A 20,124-nucleotide genomic window follows, 5' to 3' on the forward strand; every position below is an offset into this window, starting at 1 on the left:
GCGTGTTCGCGGGCAGAACGTGCAGCCTTGATGGACTCCACCTGCTTCTCGCCGCCCTTGGTCCACGTGAGGGCGAAGCCGCGGGGCAGAAGGTAGTTACGTGCGTAACCGTTCTTGACCTCGTGGAGGGCGCCGCAGCCGCAGCCGCCGTGCCCTGGCCGAGGGACGCGCGCGGACCACCCAACTCGGGAACCTGGAAGCTGAGGACAGCGGCAACGAGGGTAGCTCCGGCACCCACCCAATAGGCGCCGTCGAGCCCCAGAAAACTCATGGCAAGCGCGCCGGCGAACGGCCCCAGAAAGACACCGATCCGGGTCACTCCACCGAGGGTCGAGAGAGCGCGCGCCCTGAAGTGAACGGGCACCGCCTCAGTGAGGTAGCTCTGGCGCGCGAGCCCGAATACCGCCCCTGCCATACCGACCATGAAGATCGCAGCCGCGAATACGGCCAGGTTAGGCGCCGACAGCGCAAGGATCATCGCCGCCGAGCACCAGAGCGACGCCGCTACCAGCGCCCACCGCTCCCCAAACCGGGAGGTGATCAGCGTCGCAGGTACGTTGGTGACCAGCGATCCGATGCCGGTGAGCGTGAGGATGAGCGCCGCCGTCGCCACATCGGCGCCGAGCTCAGTGGCAGAGAGCACGATGACCGGGATGATGGACCCCGTTGCCGCGCCGTACAGGAGTGAGGGGCCGTATGCGCCAACGGCAATCTTTCGGAGGTTGAACGGTTCCTGGGGCACCGTTCACACGCTAGCGCAGTGCAGTGTCCTTCCGCGGAACCAGGAAGAAGCCGACGACGGCGAGAACTCCCGCTATGCCCTCGGCAACCGCGCTGAGCGTCTTCTCGAAAAACCACAGCGGTTCATACATGGCCGGAATCGGGCCCACTTGCGGGAGCTGGATATAGACGGACAGCACGACGGCGGCGAAGGCCGAGAGCGCAACCAGCGCGGCGATGGCGTAGGACAGGCGGCTTCCGCGGATCAGTACGTAGAGCCCCGCAAGGATGGCCGCCACGGCTTGGATGCGGAAAAGAGTCCCGCCGCCCATGCCGTCGGGGTAAGCCTGCTGGTATTGGGGAGCAAGGATGAAGTGCACGTAGGCGTCAACAGCCAACCCCAGCGCAATGACCACGCGGATCACCATCAGCAGCGGAGCCGAGCGTCCGCGCCCGCGGGTAACCCGGCCGTGCGTTGCCGCGTTAGCCATCGCTGCTCACCACCAGCGTCCCCGTCATGTTGGGGTGGTAGGTGCAGATGAAGGGGTACTCGCCCGGTTCGGACGGCGCGGTGAAGGTTACGGTCTCCCCGCCCTGCACAATGGCGTCGAAGTCTTCGGTCTCGGTGGTGGTCACCGTGTGGGGTGCGGTGTCCTCGTTGACTACCGTGATCTCCGCACCGGCAGGCACGGAGTCGGGCATCTCATACTCGAAGTTGCGGATGGTGATGACGATTTCCTCGGCCGGCGCTTCTTCCGTGGGCTCTTCCGAGGCCGCTTCGCTGGGCGCTTCAGAGGCCGCTTCGCTGGGCTCCGCAGCTGCGGTTGTCTCCTCTGCCGTGGGCTCGGCCGCACTACTGGTCTCGGCCGGCGGCGCCTCACTGGTCGGCTCGCCGCCTGAACCGCAGCCGGCCACTCCAATGAGCGCTGCAGCAAGGACCAGGCCAAGGGCACTACGCGTGATTTTCATTGCTCTCCATTCCGGCGGGATTCACCACCGGCTTCCCCGGGAGCATGCATCCCTCTCACCTGGTCTTCGCTGTGGGAAGCCGGATGAACTGCAGAGACAGAGTGATACTGGCGCTATCAGTCTTCGTCCAGCCGCCCTTGCGATGATTGTTCACAGAGAGTACACCCGTGAAAGGTGAAAATGACCCGGTTCCCAAGGAATCCACAGGTTCTCCGCGTGGTCCTGCTGGGGATCGACGGAGCGGGCAAAACAACGGCCGCGCGGTCAGTTGTTCGCAAGCTCCGGGAGGACGGCATCGAGGCGGCGCTGTTTCGCAATCCCGGCGGCCGGCGAACCCTCGACCGCTGGGCGTCACGGCACTCGCACACCGCTCAATCCCTGCTAGGAAGCCGCTTCCTGGATGCAGTCGAGAGTTTCCTCCGCGTGCTTGCAGTGCTGCGCTCCACGCTGCAGGCACGACGACGGCGGGGTGTCGTTCTCTTTGACCGCCACCTGCAGTGCCAGCTGGCCTTGCGGCGGGAGCGGGGTCTTGACGCCGGCCGACTGCTGCCCTGGTTGCTGCGCGTTCTGCCGCAGCCCGATCTTGTGGTTTACCTCAGCGTTGACCCGAACACGGCGCAGGCCCGCGTTGCGTCGCGGAATACCGACGAGGAAACCTTTGAATTCCTCACCGCGCTCGACGCTTCCTACCGGCAGTTGCCCGGGTTCGAGGACTACGCCCTCGTGGATGCGAACGGGACCGCGGCAGAGATTGCCGAGGCGCTCGCGAAGCACATCGAGCCCCGGCTCCGCACGCGCGGTTCGTCGTCAGTTGCTGCTGCCCTGGCGCTCCAGCCACTTCCAGTGCGCGAGGGTACGCAGGCGAGTCAGTAGCGCCCGCGACTGCTCGGGGCCGTACGGGAGAATCGGGATGGCCTTGGTCATGTCCACCGATGCCTCGTCCATGGCCACCTTCGTGACCCGGACCGCGCTGCGCATCTTGTTCAGCTGCGTGGCCACAAAGTCGACGTCCACCGGAGCACCATGACCGGGGACAAAGACGTCATACAGGTCATCGAGCGCCGTGATCTTGCCCAGCGTGCGGATCCACTCCGCCGGGAAGGAATCCTCAAAGCCGGGGTCTGCACCCTCCTCGACCAGATCACCGGTGAACAGCACGTTGCCGGCGCCGACCAGAAGGTCGTTGTCCGTGTGACCGAAGCCCAGGTGGAACAGGGTGACCGAGATACCGCCGAGGTCCAGATCCACCGGCGATCCCGAAACGTGCCTGTCGGCCGGGTGGATAGCCGTGTGATCACCGCGGTTCTCGGCCATCGCCGGCTCTGTCTTGCCAACTTCCGCACGCTGTTCCTCGCCGCTCTCGCGAACGACTGCGGCGCACCGGTCAGTTGCCCAGAAATCCTCAGCGCCGTGGGCGGCAAAATACGCGTTGCCGAACACGTGGTCGAAGTGCGAATGGGTGTTGACCACGCATAGCGGCAGGTCAGTCAGCCCACGCACAGCGTCGAGGATCCGGGCTGCTTGTTCCGGCCCCGCCCCGGTGTCTATCACGAGCGCCCGGTCCGTTCCCACAACCAGTCCGGTGTTCAGGCCGAAAGGATCGGTCCGAAGCATCCACACGCGGTCTCCCAACTGGGTCCAGGGGTGGGACTGTTCGTCTTCTCGCTCGGACATGGGTTCCTCTCTGGTGGCGGCTGTCCGCTAAGCGTAATCGTCAGAGGTCCGCGAGGACGCCGCCCGGGTTCTCTATTGCGTCGGCAACGTAGCGCAGGAAGCCTCCGGCCACACCACCGTCGCAGACACGGTGGTCAAAGGTCAGCGTCAGCTCGGTCACCTTCCGGACGGCGAGCTCGCCGTTGACGACCCACGGCCGGTCAATGATCCGTCCCAGCCCGAGGATCGCGGCCTCCGGGTGGTTGATGATCGCTGCACTGCCGTCCACGCCGAACACACCGTAGTTGTTCAGCGTGAACGTACCTGAGGTGAGTTCCGCGGGTGTCGCCTTGCCCTCGCGTGCGACGGCGGCAAGACGCCGGATCTCCGCATCCAGTTCCCGTGCGCTCATCCGGTCGGCCCGCTGAACCGCGGGAACCAGAAGCCCGCGGTCGGTCTGCGCGGCGATACCGAGGTTCACGCCGTCAAACTTCAGGATCTCCGAGCTACCGTCCTCACGCTCGACGATGCGCGTATTCAGTTCCGGGTACCGGGCGAGCCCGGCCAGTGCGAACCGTGCGACAAATGCCAGCAGGCCGGGCGTTGCATCCGGCTGCCTGCGCTTGAGCTCGGTGCGCAGGTCAAGCAGCGCGCTGGCATCGACGTCCACCCAGACCGTTGCTTCCGGGATCTCGCGCCGACTGCGGGTCATGGCCTCGGCTACCGCCTTGCGGACGCCCCGGACGGGGATGCGCTCAGCGATTTGCAGACCACTGCGGCGATCCTGGTCCACTCCCCCAGCGGTGCTTTGCTGGTTACTGGTGGTTTGATTCCTGCTGGTGCTTTGATTCCTGCTGGTGCTCTGCTTGCTGCTGCTCGGCAGGGACTCCTGCTTTTCGCCGGACGTGCCGGCGGAAGCCTGCAAAGCGCGCTCGACGTCCCGGCGCAGGACCATGCCGTCCACGCCCGTACCCTCGACAGAGGACAGAGTGAGGCCGGCATCCCGCGCAAGCTTGCGGACCAGCGGCGAGATGCACAGCACTGCACGCTGCTCGGACGCTGCCACAGGTGAGTCCTGCGTCTGCGTTGCCGGCACTTCAGCGGTCTCCGGCGCTTCCATGCTCGCCGGCGCCTCCGCTGCCGCAGCGGAGGTTGAGACCGCGGCTGAACCGGCGTCGCCCCTGCGACGCCGGGTCCGGCCTCCGGTACCGGTTCTGGGGGTGCCGTAGCCGATCAGGACATTGCCCGAACCTTCACCCGACTCTGCAGCTGATTCCGCGGCGTCCGGCGCTGCGGCGACCTCCGCGTCCGTAGGCACGCTGACCCCGGCTCGTTCCTCCTCGCGGTACGCCTCAGCGTCAGGGTTACCCGTGGAAGCTGCTGTGGCAGCCACTGTCTCGGCCGCTGCGCCGTCGGGCCGCACCGAGATCAGGGGAGCGCCAACGTTGATGGTGGTCCCGGCTTCACCGTGCAACTGGGCAACGACGCCAGCGAACGGAGAGGGTACCTCCACCATGGATTTCGCCGTCTCCACTTCGGCCACCGGTTGGTCGACGGAGACGGTGTCCCCCTCGGCCACGAGCCAGTTCACCAGTTCGGCTTCGGTCAGGCCCTCACCGAGGTCAGGCAGCAGGAACACCTTCACCGAGGGGCTCGTTGTCATGGCGCTCATGCGTCCTCCCACTGCAGTTCATCCACGGTGTCGAGGATCCGGTCAACGCTTGGCAGGAAGAAGTGCTCGAGCTTGGGTGCGGGGTACGGAATGTCGAACCCGGTCACACGCCGCACGGGGGCAGCCAGTGAGTTGAAGCAGCGCTCCTGCACACGGGCAACGATCTCCGCGGCGACCGAGGCGAACCCCGGTGCTTCCGCGATGACGACGGCGCGTCCCGTCTTCCGCACGCTGGCGGTGACGGTCTCGTCATCGAACGGCACGAGCGAGCGCACGTCGATGACTTCCAGGCTGCGCCCTTCGACCGCAGCCGCTTCAGCGGCGGCCAAGGCCGTCGGCACGGAGGGGCCATAGGCAATAAGGGTGGCATCTGTTCCGGAGCGGGCAACCACGGCGCGGCCCACCGTGGAACCGGCGGTGGCGGCGTCGTCGGCTTCCTTGCGAAGTTCGTCCAGGTCCAGCGTCTCCTTGGTCCAGTAGAGCTTTTTCGGCTCGAGGAAGACCACGGGATCGGGGAAGCGGATGGCGTCGCGGAGCATCAGATAGGCATCGCGCACGGTGGCGGGGGCCAGAACGGTCAGCCCGGGCGTGTGCACGTAGTAGGACTCCGAGGAGTCGCAGTGGTGCTCCACTCCCCCAATGCCGCCTGCGTAAGGGATGCGCATGACCAGCGGCAGCTTCACCTTGCCCTTGGTCCTGTTGGGCATTTTCGCGACGTGACTGACCACCTGCTCAAAGGCGGGGTAAGCGAAGGCGTCGAACTGCATTTCGACGACGGGAGTCATCCCGTTCATCGCCATGCCGACCGCCATGCCCATGATGCCCGACTCCGCCAGCGGCGTATCGAAGCAGCGTTCCTCACCGAAGCGGGCGGTGAGTCCATCCGTGATCCGGAAGACGCCGCCGAGCGGGCCGACGTCTTCGCCGAAGATGACGACGGAGGGGTCGGCCTCCATGGCGTCGGCCAAGGCTGTGTTCAGCGCCTTGGCGAAGGTAAGCGGCTGGAGCCCCGTCTTCGTGGTTCCGGCTGCCTTTTCGGCCGAACCGGATCGAACTGCGGTGTCAGTCATGGCTAGGCACCTTCCCGTGAGAGTTCGTCGGCCAGGAGTGCGGCCTGTTCGCGCAGTTGGCTCGTTTTCTCGGTGTAGACGTACTCGAAAAGGTCTGCCGGGTTGATCTCCGGCTCGGAGTTGAGCCCGTCCCGCAGGGTGCTGGCCGTCTCTTCGGCCGCCCCGGCGATACGCTGCTCCTCTTCTGCGGTGAGGAGGTTCAGGTTGCCCAGGTAGGTGCGCATGCGGGTGATCGGGTCTTTTGGAACCCACTCGTCGACGTCGGACTGGGCCCGGTACCGCGACGGATCGTCAGCGTTGGTGTGCGCCTGCATGCGGTAGGTGTGGGCTTCGACGAGTGCCGGGCCACCGCCGTCGCGCGCTCGGTCAACTGCCTTGCCCAGCACGGACAGCATGGCAGCGAGGTCATTGCCGTCCACGCGTTCGCCGGGCATGCCGTAGCCGATCGCCTTGTGCGCCAGCGACGGCGCCACGGTCTGGTGCTTCAGCGGAACCGAGATGGCGTACTCGTTGTTCTGGACCAGGAAGACCACCGGCACGTGGAACACGGCTGCGAAGTTCAGGGCCTCGTGGAAGTCACCCTCGCTGGTGGCGCCGTCACCGCACAGGGCCAGCACCACGGTGTTTTCACCGCGCAGCTTGGCCGCGTGGGCCACGCCGACGGCGTGGAGCAGCTGGGTAGCCAGCGGCGTTGCCTGGGTGGCGGTCTTGTACTCGTAGGGGTCATATCCGGAATGCCAGTCGCCCCTCAGGAGCGTCAACACGCCAAGGGGATCCACGCCGCGCGTGATGACAGCAACGGTGTCCCGGTAGGTCGGGAAGAGCCAGTCATCCTTTTCAAGCACGACGGCGGCAGCCACCTGGCAGGCCTCCTGCCCGTGCGATGAGGGGTAGACAGCCATCCGGCCCTGCCGGACCAGTGCGTTGGCCTGATCGTTGATGCGGCGGCCGACGACCAGCTTCTCGTAGGCGCTGAGGAGAGCTTCGCCGTCGGGCAGGGGGTAGCGGTCATTGTGAATGTGCTCGCCGCTGGGGTCCACGAGCTGGACCGGCTGGGCGGACGGGAGCATGTATTCCTCCGCCGTAGGGCCCTGGTCACTGCTGCGACCGGTGGGCTTCATTGACTCGCCGAACTGGTTGTTGGCGGAGTTGCCGGTTGAAATGGTCATACTGCCTCCCTCAGCCGTTCCACTGGGAGGGACGGCTTCGCTGCCTTGGCATCCTCGGCCCATGGCTGAGGAACTGTATCTGTTGCTCAATTATGCGTTTGCCATCCGATTCGTATCCACAATCCGGCAATATCGTGGAAGAATAGTCGTTCTGTGGCTGATTCTGCAGACATATCGACAATGTGAGCTGGATAACTAACAAGGGTGTAGACAGATGGCGGAACAGCCGCTCGATGAAGTGGACCGGAAGATCCTCGCCGAGCTCACCCGCGACGGCCGGCTCTCAGTCACGGCGGTGGCCGAGAACGTTCACATCTCCCGGGCGCACGCGTATTCCCGGATTGCGCGGCTGACAGAAAGCGGCGTGCTGACGAAGTTCACTGCACTGATCGACCCGATCAAGGCGGGGCTCCGGTCTTCGGCTTATGTAACGTTGAAGGTGCGCCAGCATTCGTGGCGGGAGCTCAGGGAGCAGCTGCGTGCCATTCCGGAGGTGCATCACATTGCGCTGGTGGGCGGCGATTTCGACGTCATCCTGCTGGTTCGCGCTGAAGACAATGTGGATCTTCGGCGGGTCATTTTCGATCAGCTGCAGTCCATGCCCGGCGTGCTGGATACCCAGACCTTCTTGGTGTTTGAGGACATGGATACGCGTTAGGAGTGCCCGGCGGAGGAGGAATTCCGAGGACGGTCTTATTGGTTTATTGAGCGTGGTCCTCATGGGGGCCTTTGGACGGGGAATTGCCCTGGCAGACATCCCGCCGGTTACAGATTGCGTGCATCCATCAATAGCTTCAGGGCCTTTGGGCCGACTCCGTGGATGTCACTTAACTCATCGAGGTTGGCGGGTAGGTCCGGCAGCGAGTCGTAGCCAGCGTCGATGAGGGCGCCGGTTGCTGCCCGACCGATTTTTAATCCGTCGAATGTCGGGCCCCGGTCGCGGGAAGCACCGCTGTTGTCGGTCATACCGTCTCCTTCACTTGTGGTCGGGATGCAGGAGTGGCGCAATTTAGCGGTAACCGTTCAGCGCCGAGGTCACTGCAACACCGGCGTCGTCCGCACACAATGACCAAGCAAGGGCGTGCGCTGACTACTCTTTAGCCCCTTGGTCGACGCATGACGATAACGAAATCGATCCCACCAACCTGCACTGACTTCCCCCAAACACAAGACTGAGACGTTCGCTACAGACTACCGAAAGGCAGCGGACTCATCAGGACCGAAGCACAGTGCTCGAACGCTGAGCGATTCTGCGGGCCGCCGGGTACGACGTTTCGGGGCTACCTAGGAATGCCGCCGATGCGAGTGCATTCTTGCCGCCAAGCGGGATCTGTGGTCCATAGGATTTGGACATGACAAGTGATGAAGAAAAAGACCCTCCTGTACCGTCTTACGTGGAGGGAGTCTCCCTGAAGCGCATCCACAACGATCGAGATGGAGAAGAGCGCGAGACCAACGACGTTGATTCTCCACCGCTCAACCACCCCGAGGAATAACGGTCCTCCTCTTGTCGCTCCATGAACCGCGTTTAGCAGAACACTCAGAACTGGATGAGCGGCGCAAGCCGATAAATACACGGACGGACCCGCTGGATTCACCTCCCACTTCTTGTGGGGCCACCCGAGTGGCTTCTTGACGGGGGCTGCTAGCCTCCTTGCATGGGGGATAATACGGCGAAGTTCGTCCGTGATTTCGGTGCGATGGTCAGGCTTGTGCAGTCGGCACAACCTACCTCGGAACGTGGTCGGGAACTGGTCAATGCCTTGGCTGCCCACCTCGGCGCTCCGCCATCGTCCCTTCCGCTGGTTGTTGAGGAAGTGCCTGTTCACCGGTTGGTCGACGCGGATATAATTCTCGCCTCGCTCGTGGGCGAGAACAGCACGCTGACTGGCATCGGCGGCGGTGACCAGAGGCACCATATGTCCTTGAGCGACATGGTCCAGCAGTCCGACATGTATCCCAACTTTCCGCTCTCGCAGCCCGACTACGCCAATCTGCCAGTCGGTCCTGACGAGCAACGACAAACTGTTGCGCTCGGTCTGCGCCTCTTTCACCACAACGGCGAACCAATCGCACTCCTGCAGCGCAAGGCGGAACCCCGATATGGTCGGCAGTTCGCTTCAATGGAAGTGCTCTGTGCGGATGCGGCGGTCACAGCCGACTTCCTCGCCGTATTTCGGCGCCGTATGCAGCGCGAAAGCATCCTCAAAGGACAAATACTCTCCTTCACCGTCGAGGAGTTCGGTCCTAGTAGCGCGGGCGTCACATTCCACCGGCGGCCGGATCTGACCAGGAACCAGATCGTGTTACCTGACGGTCTCCTTGCCAGGATCAGCGAGCATGCCCTCGGAATTGCCGCCCACAAGAACGAACTTGTCGCAGCTGGACAACATCTCAAGCGCGGGATTCTGCTGTACGGCCCACCCGGCACGGGCAAAACACACACAGTTCGTTACTTATTGGGCGCCAGCCCGGGAACAACGGCCATCATCTTGTCCGGAGGCACGCTCGCCCATGTGGGTGAAGCAGCCCGGATGGCACGAGCTCTTCAACCGTCCATCGTGGTGCTTGAAGATTGTGACCTCATTGCGGAAGACCGCAGCTTCGGCCATGGCCCGCAACCTCTACTCTTTGAAGTGCTGGACGCCATGGACGGCCTCGATGATGACGCGGACGTCACGTTCGTGCTTACGACCAATCGTGTGGTCATGCTCGAACGCGCCCTTGCGCAGCGTCCCGGCCGGGTGGACCTCGCTGTCGAGATTCCGCTTCCGGATGAGGGTGAACGCGCCGCCCTGTTGAGGCTTTACGCACCGCGGCAAGCGTTCAGTCCCGAAGCTGTCCACGCGGCAGCGGTAGGAACGGAGGGAACGACGGCCTCTTTCACGAAGGAACTCGTTCGCCGTGCCGTGCTTGCTGCAGCTTCTGATGCGACTCCCTTGAGCGACGATCACCTGCTAGTCGCGGTGAATGAGTTGATGGCCGACGGTGCCGCCCTCACCCGGAGCCTGCTGGGTAGCAACTCTCAACGGGGAACAGACGGGCCGGCGGAAGATGCCAGCCCGTCCTTCGGGTATCGCCCTCATGCCGAGCACTATTCCGGGTCCTATGCGCCGGCGTATAGCTCAACCATGTCCGTGACTTTTGACGATCACCAAAATGTATCGGACGCTCAGCATCCACAACCTGATGACGTCGAACGCGAGAGCGAGGATTCGTGAAAGCCGATCTGTATGACGCTTTTGCTGACAGCTATTCGGCGGAGAACGAGTCCAGCCTTCTCAACGCATACTACGAGCGGCCGGCGATGCTCGCCCTCGCCGGCGACGTCGACGGCCACCGGGTCCTTGACGCAGGGTGCGGCTCTGGGCCACTGGCCGCCGCTCTGAAGGCGAAGGGCGCCATCATGACCGGCTTTGATTCCAGCCCCGCGATGCTCGAACTGGCGCGACAGCGTCTGGGCGCGACGGCGAACCTGTGCCTGGCAGATCTCGGCAAGTCGCTCCCCTTCGCCGATGACTCGTTCGACGACGTCGTCTCGTCCTTGGTGCTGCACTATCTCGAGGACTGGTCAGGACCCCTTGCCGAAGTGCGGCGGGTGCTGAAGCCCGGGGGCCGCCTGATCCTGTCGGTGAACCACCCCACAGTCAGCCTGATCAACCAACCCGACGAGGACTACTTCGCTATCCGGCAGTACTCGGAGGACTACGAATTCGATGGCGAGCCCGCGGTCCTGACCTTCTGGCATCGACCACTCCACGCCATGATCAACGCCTTTACATCGGCGGGATACCGCATAGTCACCGTCAGCGAGCCAGCGCCATCTCCAGAAACCCCGCGCGAACTCCTTCCGCAACGCATCCTTGACGGCGAGAAGACGGCGTTCTTGTCCTTCATCTTCTTTGTCCTCGAAGCCGGCTGACGCAAGAGCGTGAACGCAGGTCCGGATTGAGCCGATCCGAGGAACTGGAGTTGTTGGACCAGCTTCGCCTAGGCTAGCCCGAGGTAGAGACTGGATCCTGGAGTCACTACGACGAGGAAAGTAGTGACCGGACGTCCGCCGTACTGGAGGTGACATCCCGTTCTGAATGTCACCATCCCCCATGAGGCCCCCCGGCAGACTGCTCCGGCCACCTGTCCCAGTAAATGCCACGAAAAGACAAATGTCGGCTCTTCACCGCAGATTACGCAGTATTGAGTTCAAACCGTTGCATAACTGGTTGCTTTAGCGTATCGAATTCGCGTTCAGTCGCGGACCAGAACCAGTTCGTCCAGCGACAAGCGCGTGCGCGGAGCCGTCTCACGCTCAGCAAGCGCATCGACCAGCTTTTCTGCCTCATCCACAACTCCGACGGCGGTCACGGTGACCGGCTTCAGATTGTCCGCCAGATCAAAGGCCGCGGTGATCTGGTCCCAGTCGACGCCCGCCATCTGGTGGGTGTGAAGACCCTCATGATGTGCCTGAACCGAGAGGTGTGCCACCGACTGCCCCAGGTCATACTCTGCCCACTGCCGCGGCTCGCCTTCGACTGTGGAGGTCTCCGCAATAGCTACAATCAGCGCTGACGAGTTTCCTGCCCACGCGGCGTTGAATCCCATGAGTGCCTTGACAATCGCATCGAATGTGGTGCTCCCGCGGCGGCCCACAACAAAGCGGCGGGGCTGGCTGTTCGCCGCGGACGGCGCCCAGCGTGCTGCTTCAAGCAGCGCAGTGAGCTGCTCGTCCGTGAGGGTGGCTGTAGGATCAAACGAACGCGGGCTCCAGCGCTCGTCGAGCAGTGGAACCAGCGGGACACTGGTCTCTGCGTTGCGGACGGTGGAATCGAGTGTTGTCGAGGTCATGCTTGCGACAACCAGTTGGATTCCGGCGAGATTCCAGAATCGGCTGTGACATAGGACTCCTGCCGCCGTCACCCCTTGAAAATGGGCGCCCTTTTCTCCTGGAATGCCCGGAATCCTTCGGCGTAGTCCGGGCTGCTGCAAAGCTCACCCTGGACGGTGTTCTCGTCAGCAACCGACTCCCACAAGCCAAGCCTCCGGTCACGAATGGATGCGACCAGTTCCTTCGACGCGCGGAATGCACCCGTAGCGCCCTGGGCAACCCGCTCCACCGTGGACCTCGTTGACGGTAACAGCTCCTCCGCCGGAAAAGCCCTACTGAAGAGTCCGGAAGCGACGGAGTCCGCACCACTCATCAGATCGGCTGTATAAATGAGGTCGAGCGTGCGGTGCGCGCCGAGCCGTTCAGTGAACAGCCAATGCCCGCCCGAGTCCAGCGTTGCACCCAGTTTGGCGAACGGGGACCCGATCTTCGCTGAGTCGGCAACGTACACCACGTCCGTTGCGATCAACAGACCCAGTCCTACCCCGAGACAGGCGCCGTGTGCGGCGGCGAAAGTAGGAGCGGGAAAGGCCGCCATCTTCTTGAGCAGCGGGGTGACCAGCCCGTCCAGGTAGGCAACGGCGTCGTCGGTTTCGGGGGTTACCTGCGAAATATCGCGCCCGGCGCAGAAAGCCCTTCCTTCGCCCCGCAGCAGCAGCGCGCGGACCCGGCCTTCCGCGGCAGCGGAGGCGGCGTCGTCGTACGCTTTTGACAGTTCAGACAGCCCCTCCTCGTTGAGGGAGTTCAGCTTCTCTGGCGCGTCCAGGACTATCTCGGCGACGTTGCCGTCAATGGTCAGGTCGATCAAGCGACCGCTCCTCTTCTGTGATGGGGGTCAGGCGTCGTAGTCGACGGTGACTTCGGGGCTGGTTGGCCTCGACTGGCACGTCAGCACGTAGCCGTTCGCCAGTTCGTCCGGCTCCAGCGCGTAGTTCTCCTCCATGTCCACGGTTCCGCTGACCACCTTGGCGCGACAGGTGCCGCAGACTCCCCCGGCGCAGGCGAACGGCACATCAGGTCGGACGCGAAGCGCCGCGTTGAGGATGGACTCGCGTGCATGGGTGGGGCTGGAGACTGTGCCCTGCAGGCCATCAAGGTTGAAGTTGATGGAGTAGGAATCGGCGTTGCCGTCGTCCTTCACCGGCCGGCCGATCTGGCCCTCGGGTTTGGTCGGCTCGCCGGTGGTGAACAGCTCGAACCGTATCTTCTCCGGGGCGACGCCGCGCTCGGCGAGGGTGTCGCGGCACAGTTGGACGAGTTCGAAGGGACCGCACAGGAACCACTCGTCCACCTCTTCGGTGCGGATGACGCTGGTCAGCATGGTCTGCAGCTTTTCGGCGTCGATCCGCCCGCTCAACAGCGGGGAAATGCGCTGTTCGCGGGAAAGAACATGGTGCAGCGCGAACCGCGCGGGGTACCGGTCCTTCAGGTCCGCGAGTTCCTCGAGGAACATGACGTCCATCGCGGCCTTGTTGGCGTAGATGAGGTCGAACCGGGTTGCAGGGCTGGCGGCGAGCACCGAGCGCGCAATGGCGATGACCGGCGTGATCCCCGAGCCGGCGGCCACCGCTACGAAGGAGTGCTCGGTGGTGGTGTCAATGCTCTCGGGATCGTTCAGCCCCGCCATGGGATGCTTCGAGATGAACTGGCCCATGGGGCTCATCACGTCCAGCTTGTCGCCGGCTTTGAGGAATTCGTTGGCCCAGGTGGAGAAGGTACCGCCGAGATCCTTCTTGATGGCAACGCGGATCTCCCCCGGCTGCGGCTCGGCGCAGATGGAATAGCTTCGCCGAACCTCTTTCGGTTCCCCGTCGATGTCCATCGTGGTTCGCAGCGCTACGTACTGCCCGGGCACGTAGTCAAACCGGCCGGCCAGTTCCTCCGGAACGGCAAAGGTCACTTCAATGGCATCCTCGGTGAGCCTGCGGACTTCGGCGACCGTCAGTTCGTGGAAGGCGGTTCTCCGCTTGGTGGACGGAGCCAGTTTCACTGCCATTAGTGGACCTTGAAGTAGTCGAAGGGCTCCCGGCAGTCCTGGCAGACGTAGAGCGCCTTACAGGAGGTGGAGCCGAAACGGGTGAGCTCACGGGTGTTCAGTGATGAGCACTGCGGGCATTTCACGCTCAGGCCTATGCTGACTTTGCCTGCGGCGGCCTTCCCCGTGGGCGGCGCAACGCCGTACTCCTCGAGCTTCGCCTTGCCCGCCGCGCTCATCCAATCCGTGGTCCAGGCCGGAGACAGCACCAGGTTGACCCGCACGTTGGTGTGGCCCTGCACCGCGAGTGCGGTGATGATGTCGTCGCGGATGGCGTCCATGGCCGGGCACCCCGAGTAGGTGGGGGTAACGGTGACGGTGATGGCGCCGTCGTTGTCGATGTTCACCGCGCGAAGAACACCGAGATCCTCAATGGTGAGCACAGGAATCTCGGGATCGGCCACTGTTGCGGCGATGTCCCAGACAGTCTGCTCAAGGGTAAGTATTGTGGTCACCATGTCGCTCCCGGATGTTCGCGGGCCAGGACCTGCATTTCGGCAAGGATGTACCCGAGGTGTTCGCTGTGGCGCCCGTAGCGCCCGCCGCCAACGGCGAAGGGGACAGCAGGCACCTCAAGCTCGGCTTCGGCGAAGAGAGACTCAATGTCTGTATCGAAGGCCGGGCGGAGGTCCGAAGGACGCACCGCGACGCCGTCGAGGCCGGTCACAAGATCATCATCCTCGAAGAGCTCGCCCACGTACGGCCACGTAAGAAGGATCCCCTCGACGATGCGACGGCGGGATTCCTCCGTGCCCAGCGCCAGGCGCAGCACCCATTGACGGGCGTGGTCCCGGTGGTAATCAACTTCCTTCACGGCCTTGGCCGCGATGGCAGCAAGGGTGGCATCGGTGGAATTCATCAACCGGGCGTACAGGGTGAACTGATATTGCGAAATCACCAGCTGCCGCGCAATGGTCCGCGCGAAATCGCCGTTGGGCTGCTCCACGAGGTGGCACGAGCGGAACTCGTCCTCGCCGCGGAAGTACGCGAGATCATCCTCCGTCTTGCCCCAGGCATGCCCGGCGTAGGCGAGGAAAGAGCGCGCATGCCCAATCTGGTCCAGCGCAATATTGCCCAGCGCCACGTCCTCCTCGAGCTCCGGTGCGCGGGAAATCCACCAGCCCAGACGCTGCGCAAGAATCAGGGCGTCATCACCCAGGCGCAGCGCGTACTCCCCCACGGCTTCGCTCGGCTTGACGTCTGACGCCGCAATGTCCTCCGGCCGGAGCGCGTTACCCGGAGTGATGCGCGTGGCGCTCGCATTCGACTCGCTCACAGGTGCTTCACCCCTTCGCTCTTGGTGTAGTAGGTGGCATGCCGGTAGTCCTTGCCCTGCGGCGACTCGAAGAACTGCCCCTTGGCGTCCGGATCGCTGGAAATGATTGACGACGCCGGTACTACCCATAGGCTCACACCCTCGTTGCGCCTGGTGTACAGATCGCGGGCGTTGCGGACGGCCATGTCAGCATCAGGGGCGTGCAGCGAGCCGGCATGCACGTGGCTGAGACCGCGTGAGGACCGGACGAATACTTCCCATAGCGGCCACGGTTCGGCCGCCGGATGACCCGGCTGCTCCGCGCTGGGAGCCTTGGAGCCGTCGTCGCCCGTTGTTGATCCGCCGACCATTTATGCCGCCTCTTTCATTTCAGAATGCTTCGCGGCTTGCTTTGCAGCGTAAGCCGCCGCGGCCTCACGGACCCAGGCGCCGTCGTCGTGCGCTTCGCGACGCCGCTCGAGGCGCTGGGCGTTGCACGGTCCGCGGCCGGCGAGGACTTCCTTGAACTCATTCCAGTCCAGCGGGCCATGCTCCCACTTGCCGGTGGCCTCGTTGTAATTGATCTGGTCATCCGGGAGGGTCAGGCCGAGGGTCTTGATCTGCTCGACGATCATGCCCACAAAGCGCGAGCGCAGTTCATCGTTGGAGAACCTCTTGATGTTCCAGGCCATGGACTGCTGCGAGTTCGGTGAATCCTCATCCGGCGGACCGAACATCATGAGGCTCGGCGCGTACCAGCGGTTCACGGCATCCTGCGCCATCTGCTTCTGTGCTTCGGTTCCGTTGGCGAGTTCCAGCAGAATCTCGAATCCCTGGCGCTGGTGGAAGGACTCTTCCTTGCAGATGCGGACCATGGCACGCCCGTACGGACCGTACGACGCACGGCAGAGCGGCACCTGGTTGGCGATAGCAGCGCCGTCGACCAGCCAGCCGATGGCACCCATGTCAGCCCAGGTGCGCGCGGGGTAGTTGAAGATGCTGGAGTAGCGGGCCTTGCCGGCGATGAGGTCAGCCATCATCGAATCGCGAGTTGTTCCGAGAGTCTCCGCCGCTGAGTACAGGTACAGGCCGTGCCCGGCTTCGTCCTGGACCTTAGCCATCAGAATGGCCTTGCGCTTGAGGCTCGGCGCGCGCGTGATCCAGTTGGCCTCCGGCTGCATGCCGATGATTTCGGAATGCGCGTGCTGGGAGATCTGGCGGGTGAGGGTCTTGCGGTAAGCCTCGGGCATCCAGTCACGGGGCTCAATACGGGAGTCCTCGGCGATCAGCCTGTCGAACTGTTCCTGCTCCGCTGTCAGGTCCTGCGGAGCGTCAGTCGCGGTTGTCATGATGGTCACCTCACTGTGCGAGGCCGGCCCAAGTGCCAGCCCGAAATAATTACCGACCGTTCGTTCAGGATATCGGCGAGGTGAGTTCAGAGTCAACACCGGTGCGGTCCCGGGACGCACGAAGGGCCGGAACAGCACGCTCTGCTGTTCCGGCCCTTTCCCTGCCTGGTTGCTACTTCGCCTCGAACACCGCCACCGTGAGCGGCGGGACGGTGAAGCTGCCCGTCGCGGGGTCGAAGGACGCAGCCTTCACCACATCATCCGAGCCGCTGCGCTGGACCGGATGCAGCCCGAAGGACTGCCCTTCCGCCCCCGGAACCGTCTGGGTTGCGGCAGTGTCAGACGCATTGAAAACGACGACGACGCCGGTCCGCTCGCTATCCACGTCCGGTCCGGTGGTGTCGTCAATGTGCATCACGATCACGCCCGGAGTCTGGCCAGGGCCGCCGGTGGGGAACGACACCTTCTGCTGAACCAGGTCGCCCGTACCCAGATGGAACAGCGGCGTGCTCTTGCGGATTTCGAGGAGGGACAGAGCCTGCTCGCGAGCCGTTGCAATTTCCGCCGGCGCGGGCTTGAGCGCGGGATCCGCCAGCAGCGGCTTCATGAATTCGTACTTGTCCGCGTTATCCGCACGCGGCGGCAGTCCACGGGCGAAGCCGTTGTCCGTGCCGGTGTGGTCCAGGAGGTTGAACCAGTCACCGGAGTCATAGCTGTTGCGATCCAGCGACTTGCTGCGCAGGGCCTCTCCCCCGGCGTGCCAGAAGGAAATGCCCTGACCGAAGGCCGTAGTGCTGAGCGAGAGGGTCTGGAACCGGATGCGGTCGGCCATCGATGTTCCTGGCGCCAGCTTGAAGGCGAGGCTGTCGAACAGGGTCTCGTTGTCGTGGGCCTCGACGTAGGTGATCGCTTCCTGCGGATCGGCGGTGTAGCCCGCGGGGCTGCCGTTGTAGTCGACGTCGGCGCCGGTCACTTCCGCTCCGGTGCGATCGATGAAGGTGTAGTCCCGCAGGTTTCCGGTCAACCCCACCTTGATCTGGTCCTGGCTGAGCAGCAGGCGTGCGCGCTGCTCCTCTGGCGTGCCATTGACCTCCGCGCCGTTGGGCTGGGTCCAGAGACCGGAGCCGAAGCCCTGCACGCGGGGGTCCTCATCGAACGGTCCGCCGCCGCGCACGGCGTCACGCAGCCTGTCATTGAAGGTGCCGATGCCCGTGCCCGCCATGTTCAGCTGGGTGGCCTGCTCGAACCGCGCGTTGTTGGCCACCTCGCCGAAGTTCCAGCCTTCGCCGTAGACATAGATGCTTTTGCCGTCGACGCCGTCTTTCTTCAGCGTCAGCTCGTCGAGCGCCGCGCGAACGTCGAGCATGTTCTGCTTGCTGTGGTGACCCATCAGGTCAAACCGGAAGCCGTCCAGCTTGTAGGTGCGCGCGAGGGTCACAATGGAGTCCACCATGAGCTTGCCCATCATGGCGTTCTCGGTTGCCGTATTTGGGCAGCAGGTCGAGGTCTCGACGCCGCCGCTGGTCGGGTTCAACCGGTGGTAATACCCGGGCACGATCCGGTCCAGGTTGTTGGTCGAGGTCTGGCCGGCGCCGGCGGTGTGGTTGTAGACCACGTCCTGAATCACCCTCAGGCCCGTGGTGTTCAGGCCCACCACCATGTCGCGGAATTCGCGGATGCGGGTGGAGTCCTCAGGGTTGGTGGAGTAAGAGCCTTCCGGTGTCGTGTAATGCAGCGGGTCATAGCCCCAGTTGAAGCCGTCCTTGCCCGCGACGGCAGAGACACAGGCCTGCTGTTCCTCGCTGTCAGGAGCGAAGCTCTCCAGATCACATTGCGGCTCGGCTTGGACGTCGCGGCGCTCCTCAATCGTTCCGATGTCATTCACCGGCAGGAGGTGCACGGCGTTCAGCCCGGCATCCGCCAGGTCCGCAAGCCGCTTCATTCCGTCGCTGCCCGTTTCGGCAAAGGCTGCGTACGTCCCACGGCGCTCGGCAGGCACTGTGGTGTCGGAAATCGAGAAATCCCGGACGTGCAGTTCATACAGTGAAAGGTCTTCGGGCTGTGCAAGGGCTGGCTTCTCGAGCGACTTCCAGCCGGACGGCGCCAGTGCCGGATCGTCCAGGTCAACGATCAGGCTGCGCTCGGAATTAGTAGACAGGCCTACGCTGTAGGGGTCGGTGACGAGGTTGCGCTCCACTGCCCCCGTTTCCGGCACGTAGACCTCCACTTCGTAGAGGTAATAAGCGTCTTTCCAGTCCTTCTCGCCGAGAAGCGACCACACGCCGTCGTGCCCTTCTTTCAGGGGAACTGTGGCCAGGGCCTCGCCGCCGGACCCCTCGCGGTACACGTGGAGGCTCACCTGGCGGGCTGTCGGCGCCCACAGGTCGAAGCGCGGGCGCGGGCCCTTCCAGCTCAGACCGAGTGTGCGCTTGAGGGCTTTCGGGTAGAGGGCGTCCAGTACGCGGGGAACCTGCACGCCGGTGGCCTGCAGGACCGTTCCGTCGGCACCGACCTGCACAACAAGCAGCTCGCCCTTGAGCAGGTCTTTTGCCTGGCGCGCGGCCTTCTTCGGAAGGGCCAGAGTGTCGAAGGATGCCAGGTGCGGAGACGTGGCGGCCAGCTCGGCGCCGAGCGAGTCAGAACTGCGTTGCAGGTCAACGTAATTCCCATTCGGAACCGCGCCGTCAACCACTTCCAACCCGCCGTCGGGCGCGTAGTAAAGGCGGTAAGAGGAGCCCTCCGGGGCGTCCGCAAGGTCCCACGCCAGGACGCTGGGCGCAAGCCAGTGGGCTGCGGCGCCGGAGACCAGCGAGGCCGGAACATCACTGGTAATCACATGGGTGCTGTGGTTGTAGGTGAAGGTGATCTGCCCTCCCTGGGACGTCAGGGCGATATCGGCACCTCCTGCCGCACCGCCGTCGCCGTAGTTCTCGGCCCAGGTGCCATTGAGGGCCGTTTTGTAAGCGTAATCCCCTGCGGGGAGGTCAAAGGTGGCGCTGTAGGTGCCGGGCGAGCCTTCGACTTCGTTCAGTGCCGTCGCCGTGCACTCGGGCTGCCAGTCGCCGGGGCAGCCGAGCTCGGACTGCAGTGAGCCCACGAGGGTGACGGACGCCGGCAGAGCGCTGTGATCGGCGAGCGCCGGAACAGGCACCAGACTGACGAGCAGCGGTACAGCGAGGACACCGGCGGCCAGCCCGGCTGCGCGCCGTCGGCCTGGATAAACGGATGGTGCGTTGGACATGGATCCTCCTCGACGCGCTCCAGTGCACGTCCGATCTTGGTAGTAGGCGCTTCTCACCCTAGGAAGGCGTCGCTGGCCGGTCAAGAGCTTACTGAAACTTTCATGAAAC

20 protein-coding genes and 2 pseudogenes are annotated in these 20,124 nt (G+C 63.9%); 5 read left to right on the top strand and 17 right to left on the bottom strand.

Annotated elements, in window-relative coordinates:
* The 4 genes and pseudogenes from P4U43_RS04740 to P4U43_RS04755 all read right to left on the bottom strand — a co-directional run.
* Positions 1–134: pseudogene (locus tag P4U43_RS04740) on the bottom strand (50S ribosomal protein L9); the annotation flags it as partial.
* 92 nt (positions 135–226) lie between these two features.
* A pseudogene (locus P4U43_RS04745) lies at positions 227–742 on the bottom strand (MFS transporter); the annotation flags it as partial.
* 10 nt (positions 743–752) lie between these two features.
* Complete coding sequence (locus P4U43_RS04750) at positions 753–1,211, bottom strand: hypothetical protein (RefSeq protein WP_277357694.1); 459 nt, start codon at positions 1,209–1,211, stop codon at positions 753–755.
* Positions 1,204–1,689, bottom strand: a complete 486-nt coding sequence (locus P4U43_RS04755) for a cupredoxin domain-containing protein (protein WP_277357695.1) — start codon at positions 1,687–1,689, stop codon at positions 1,204–1,206. The genes P4U43_RS04750 and P4U43_RS04755 overlap by 8 nt, the downstream gene beginning before the upstream one ends.
* Before the next feature lie 180 nt (positions 1,690–1,869).
* Between P4U43_RS04755 and P4U43_RS04760 the strand changes: the two genes are divergently transcribed.
* Positions 1,870–2,562: a dTMP kinase gene (locus P4U43_RS04760; RefSeq protein WP_277357696.1), complete on the top strand. Its 693-nt coding sequence runs from the start codon at positions 1,870–1,872 to the stop codon at positions 2,560–2,562.
* Here the strand turns inward: P4U43_RS04760 and P4U43_RS04765 are convergent.
* From P4U43_RS04765 to pdhA, 4 genes are read right to left on the bottom strand one after another with little or no spacing between them, the layout of a single operon-like run.
* Positions 2,497–3,363 carry an MBL fold metallo-hydrolase gene (locus P4U43_RS04765; protein ID WP_277357697.1) on the bottom strand — a complete coding sequence of 289 codons (867 nt, stop codon included), beginning with the start codon at positions 3,361–3,363 and terminating at the stop codon, positions 2,497–2,499. The genes P4U43_RS04760 and P4U43_RS04765 overlap by 66 nt on opposite strands.
* Positions 3,364–3,403: 40 nt before the next feature.
* On the bottom strand, positions 3,404–5,014 hold the full coding sequence (locus P4U43_RS04770) for a dihydrolipoamide acetyltransferase family protein (RefSeq protein WP_277357698.1): 1,611 nt from the start codon (positions 5,012–5,014) through the stop codon (positions 3,404–3,406).
* Positions 5,011–6,084 (bottom strand): alpha-ketoacid dehydrogenase subunit beta, encoded by a 1,074-nt coding sequence (locus tag P4U43_RS04775; RefSeq protein ID WP_277357699.1) that lies wholly within the window; start codon positions 6,082–6,084, stop codon positions 5,011–5,013. Before P4U43_RS04775 ends, P4U43_RS04770 begins: the two co-directional genes overlap by 4 nt.
* Positions 6,085–6,086: 2 nt before the next feature.
* Positions 6,087–7,253 carry a pyruvate dehydrogenase (acetyl-transferring) E1 component subunit alpha gene (gene pdhA, locus P4U43_RS04780; RefSeq protein ID WP_404800702.1) on the bottom strand — a complete coding sequence of 389 codons (1,167 nt, stop codon included), beginning with the start codon at positions 7,251–7,253 and terminating at the stop codon, positions 6,087–6,089.
* 214 nt (positions 7,254–7,467) lie between these two features.
* Between pdhA and P4U43_RS04785 the strand changes: the two genes are divergently transcribed.
* Positions 7,468–7,911: an Lrp/AsnC family transcriptional regulator gene (locus tag P4U43_RS04785; protein ID WP_056543672.1), complete on the top strand. Its 444-nt coding sequence runs from the start codon at positions 7,468–7,470 to the stop codon at positions 7,909–7,911.
* A gap of 107 nt (positions 7,912–8,018) precedes the next feature.
* Here the strand turns inward: P4U43_RS04785 and P4U43_RS04790 are convergent, their stop codons facing one another.
* The gene (locus tag P4U43_RS04790) at positions 8,019–8,219 is read right to left on the bottom strand and encodes a helix-hairpin-helix domain-containing protein (protein WP_277357700.1); all 201 of its coding nucleotides are present in this window, start codon (positions 8,217–8,219) and stop codon (positions 8,019–8,021) included.
* A 386-nt stretch (positions 8,220–8,605) separates the two neighbouring features.
* On the opposite strand from P4U43_RS04790, the gene P4U43_RS04795 reads away from it, so the two are divergent.
* From P4U43_RS04795 to P4U43_RS04805, 3 genes are all read left to right on the top strand, one after another.
* Complete coding sequence (locus P4U43_RS04795; RefSeq protein WP_277357701.1) at positions 8,606–8,749, top strand: hypothetical protein; 144 nt, start codon at positions 8,606–8,608, stop codon at positions 8,747–8,749.
* 162 nt (positions 8,750–8,911) lie between these two features.
* Positions 8,912–10,474 (top strand): AAA family ATPase, encoded by a 1,563-nt coding sequence (locus tag P4U43_RS04800; RefSeq protein ID WP_277357702.1) that lies wholly within the window; start codon positions 8,912–8,914, stop codon positions 10,472–10,474.
* Positions 10,471–11,175 carry a class I SAM-dependent methyltransferase gene (locus P4U43_RS04805; RefSeq protein WP_277357703.1) on the top strand — a complete coding sequence of 235 codons (705 nt, stop codon included), beginning with the start codon at positions 10,471–10,473 and terminating at the stop codon, positions 11,173–11,175. The genes P4U43_RS04800 and P4U43_RS04805 overlap by 4 nt, the downstream gene beginning before the upstream one ends.
* Before the next feature lie 323 nt (positions 11,176–11,498).
* On the opposite strand, the gene P4U43_RS04810 is transcribed toward P4U43_RS04805, so the two are convergent.
* The 8 genes from P4U43_RS04810 to pulA all read right to left on the bottom strand — a co-directional run bounded on the left by P4U43_RS04810 (position 11,499) and on the right by pulA (position 20,015).
* A complete protein-coding gene (locus tag P4U43_RS04810) occupies positions 11,499–12,095 on the bottom strand; it encodes a nitroreductase family protein (RefSeq protein ID WP_277357704.1) in 597 nt (198 codons plus the stop codon).
* A 68-nt stretch (positions 12,096–12,163) separates the two neighbouring features.
* A complete protein-coding gene (locus P4U43_RS04815) occupies positions 12,164–12,943 on the bottom strand; it encodes an enoyl-CoA hydratase/isomerase family protein (RefSeq protein WP_277357705.1) in 780 nt (259 codons plus the stop codon).
* A gap of 27 nt (positions 12,944–12,970) precedes the next feature.
* Positions 12,971–14,131 carry a 1,2-phenylacetyl-CoA epoxidase subunit PaaE gene (gene paaE, locus P4U43_RS04820; protein ID WP_277357706.1) on the bottom strand — a complete coding sequence of 387 codons (1,161 nt, stop codon included), beginning with the start codon at positions 14,129–14,131 and terminating at the stop codon, positions 12,971–12,973.
* Complete coding sequence (gene paaD / locus P4U43_RS04825; RefSeq protein ID WP_277357707.1) at positions 14,131–14,628, bottom strand: 1,2-phenylacetyl-CoA epoxidase subunit PaaD; 498 nt, start codon at positions 14,626–14,628, stop codon at positions 14,131–14,133. The genes paaE and paaD overlap by 1 nt, the downstream gene beginning before the upstream one ends.
* A complete protein-coding gene (paaC, locus tag P4U43_RS04830) occupies positions 14,622–15,446 on the bottom strand; it encodes a 1,2-phenylacetyl-CoA epoxidase subunit PaaC (protein ID WP_277357708.1) in 825 nt (274 codons plus the stop codon). Before paaC ends, paaD begins: the two co-directional genes overlap by 7 nt.
* Complete coding sequence (paaB, locus tag P4U43_RS04835; protein WP_056543633.1) at positions 15,443–15,796, bottom strand: 1,2-phenylacetyl-CoA epoxidase subunit PaaB; 354 nt, start codon at positions 15,794–15,796, stop codon at positions 15,443–15,445. The genes paaC and paaB overlap by 4 nt, the downstream gene beginning before the upstream one ends.
* On the bottom strand, positions 15,797–16,774 hold the full coding sequence (gene paaA / locus P4U43_RS04840; protein ID WP_277357709.1) for a 1,2-phenylacetyl-CoA epoxidase subunit PaaA: 978 nt from the start codon (positions 16,772–16,774) through the stop codon (positions 15,797–15,799).
* 172 nt (positions 16,775–16,946) lie between these two features.
* The gene (gene pulA, locus P4U43_RS04845; RefSeq protein WP_277357710.1) at positions 16,947–20,015 is read right to left on the bottom strand and encodes a pullulanase-type alpha-1,6-glucosidase; all 3,069 of its coding nucleotides are present in this window, start codon (positions 20,013–20,015) and stop codon (positions 16,947–16,949) included.
* Positions 20,016–20,124 lie beyond the last annotated feature (109 nt).

Source organism: Arthrobacter vasquezii, from assembly GCF_029455255.1.
In the GTDB taxonomy this organism is placed as follows: domain Bacteria; phylum Actinomycetota; class Actinomycetes; order Actinomycetales; family Micrococcaceae; genus Arthrobacter_D; species Arthrobacter_D parietis.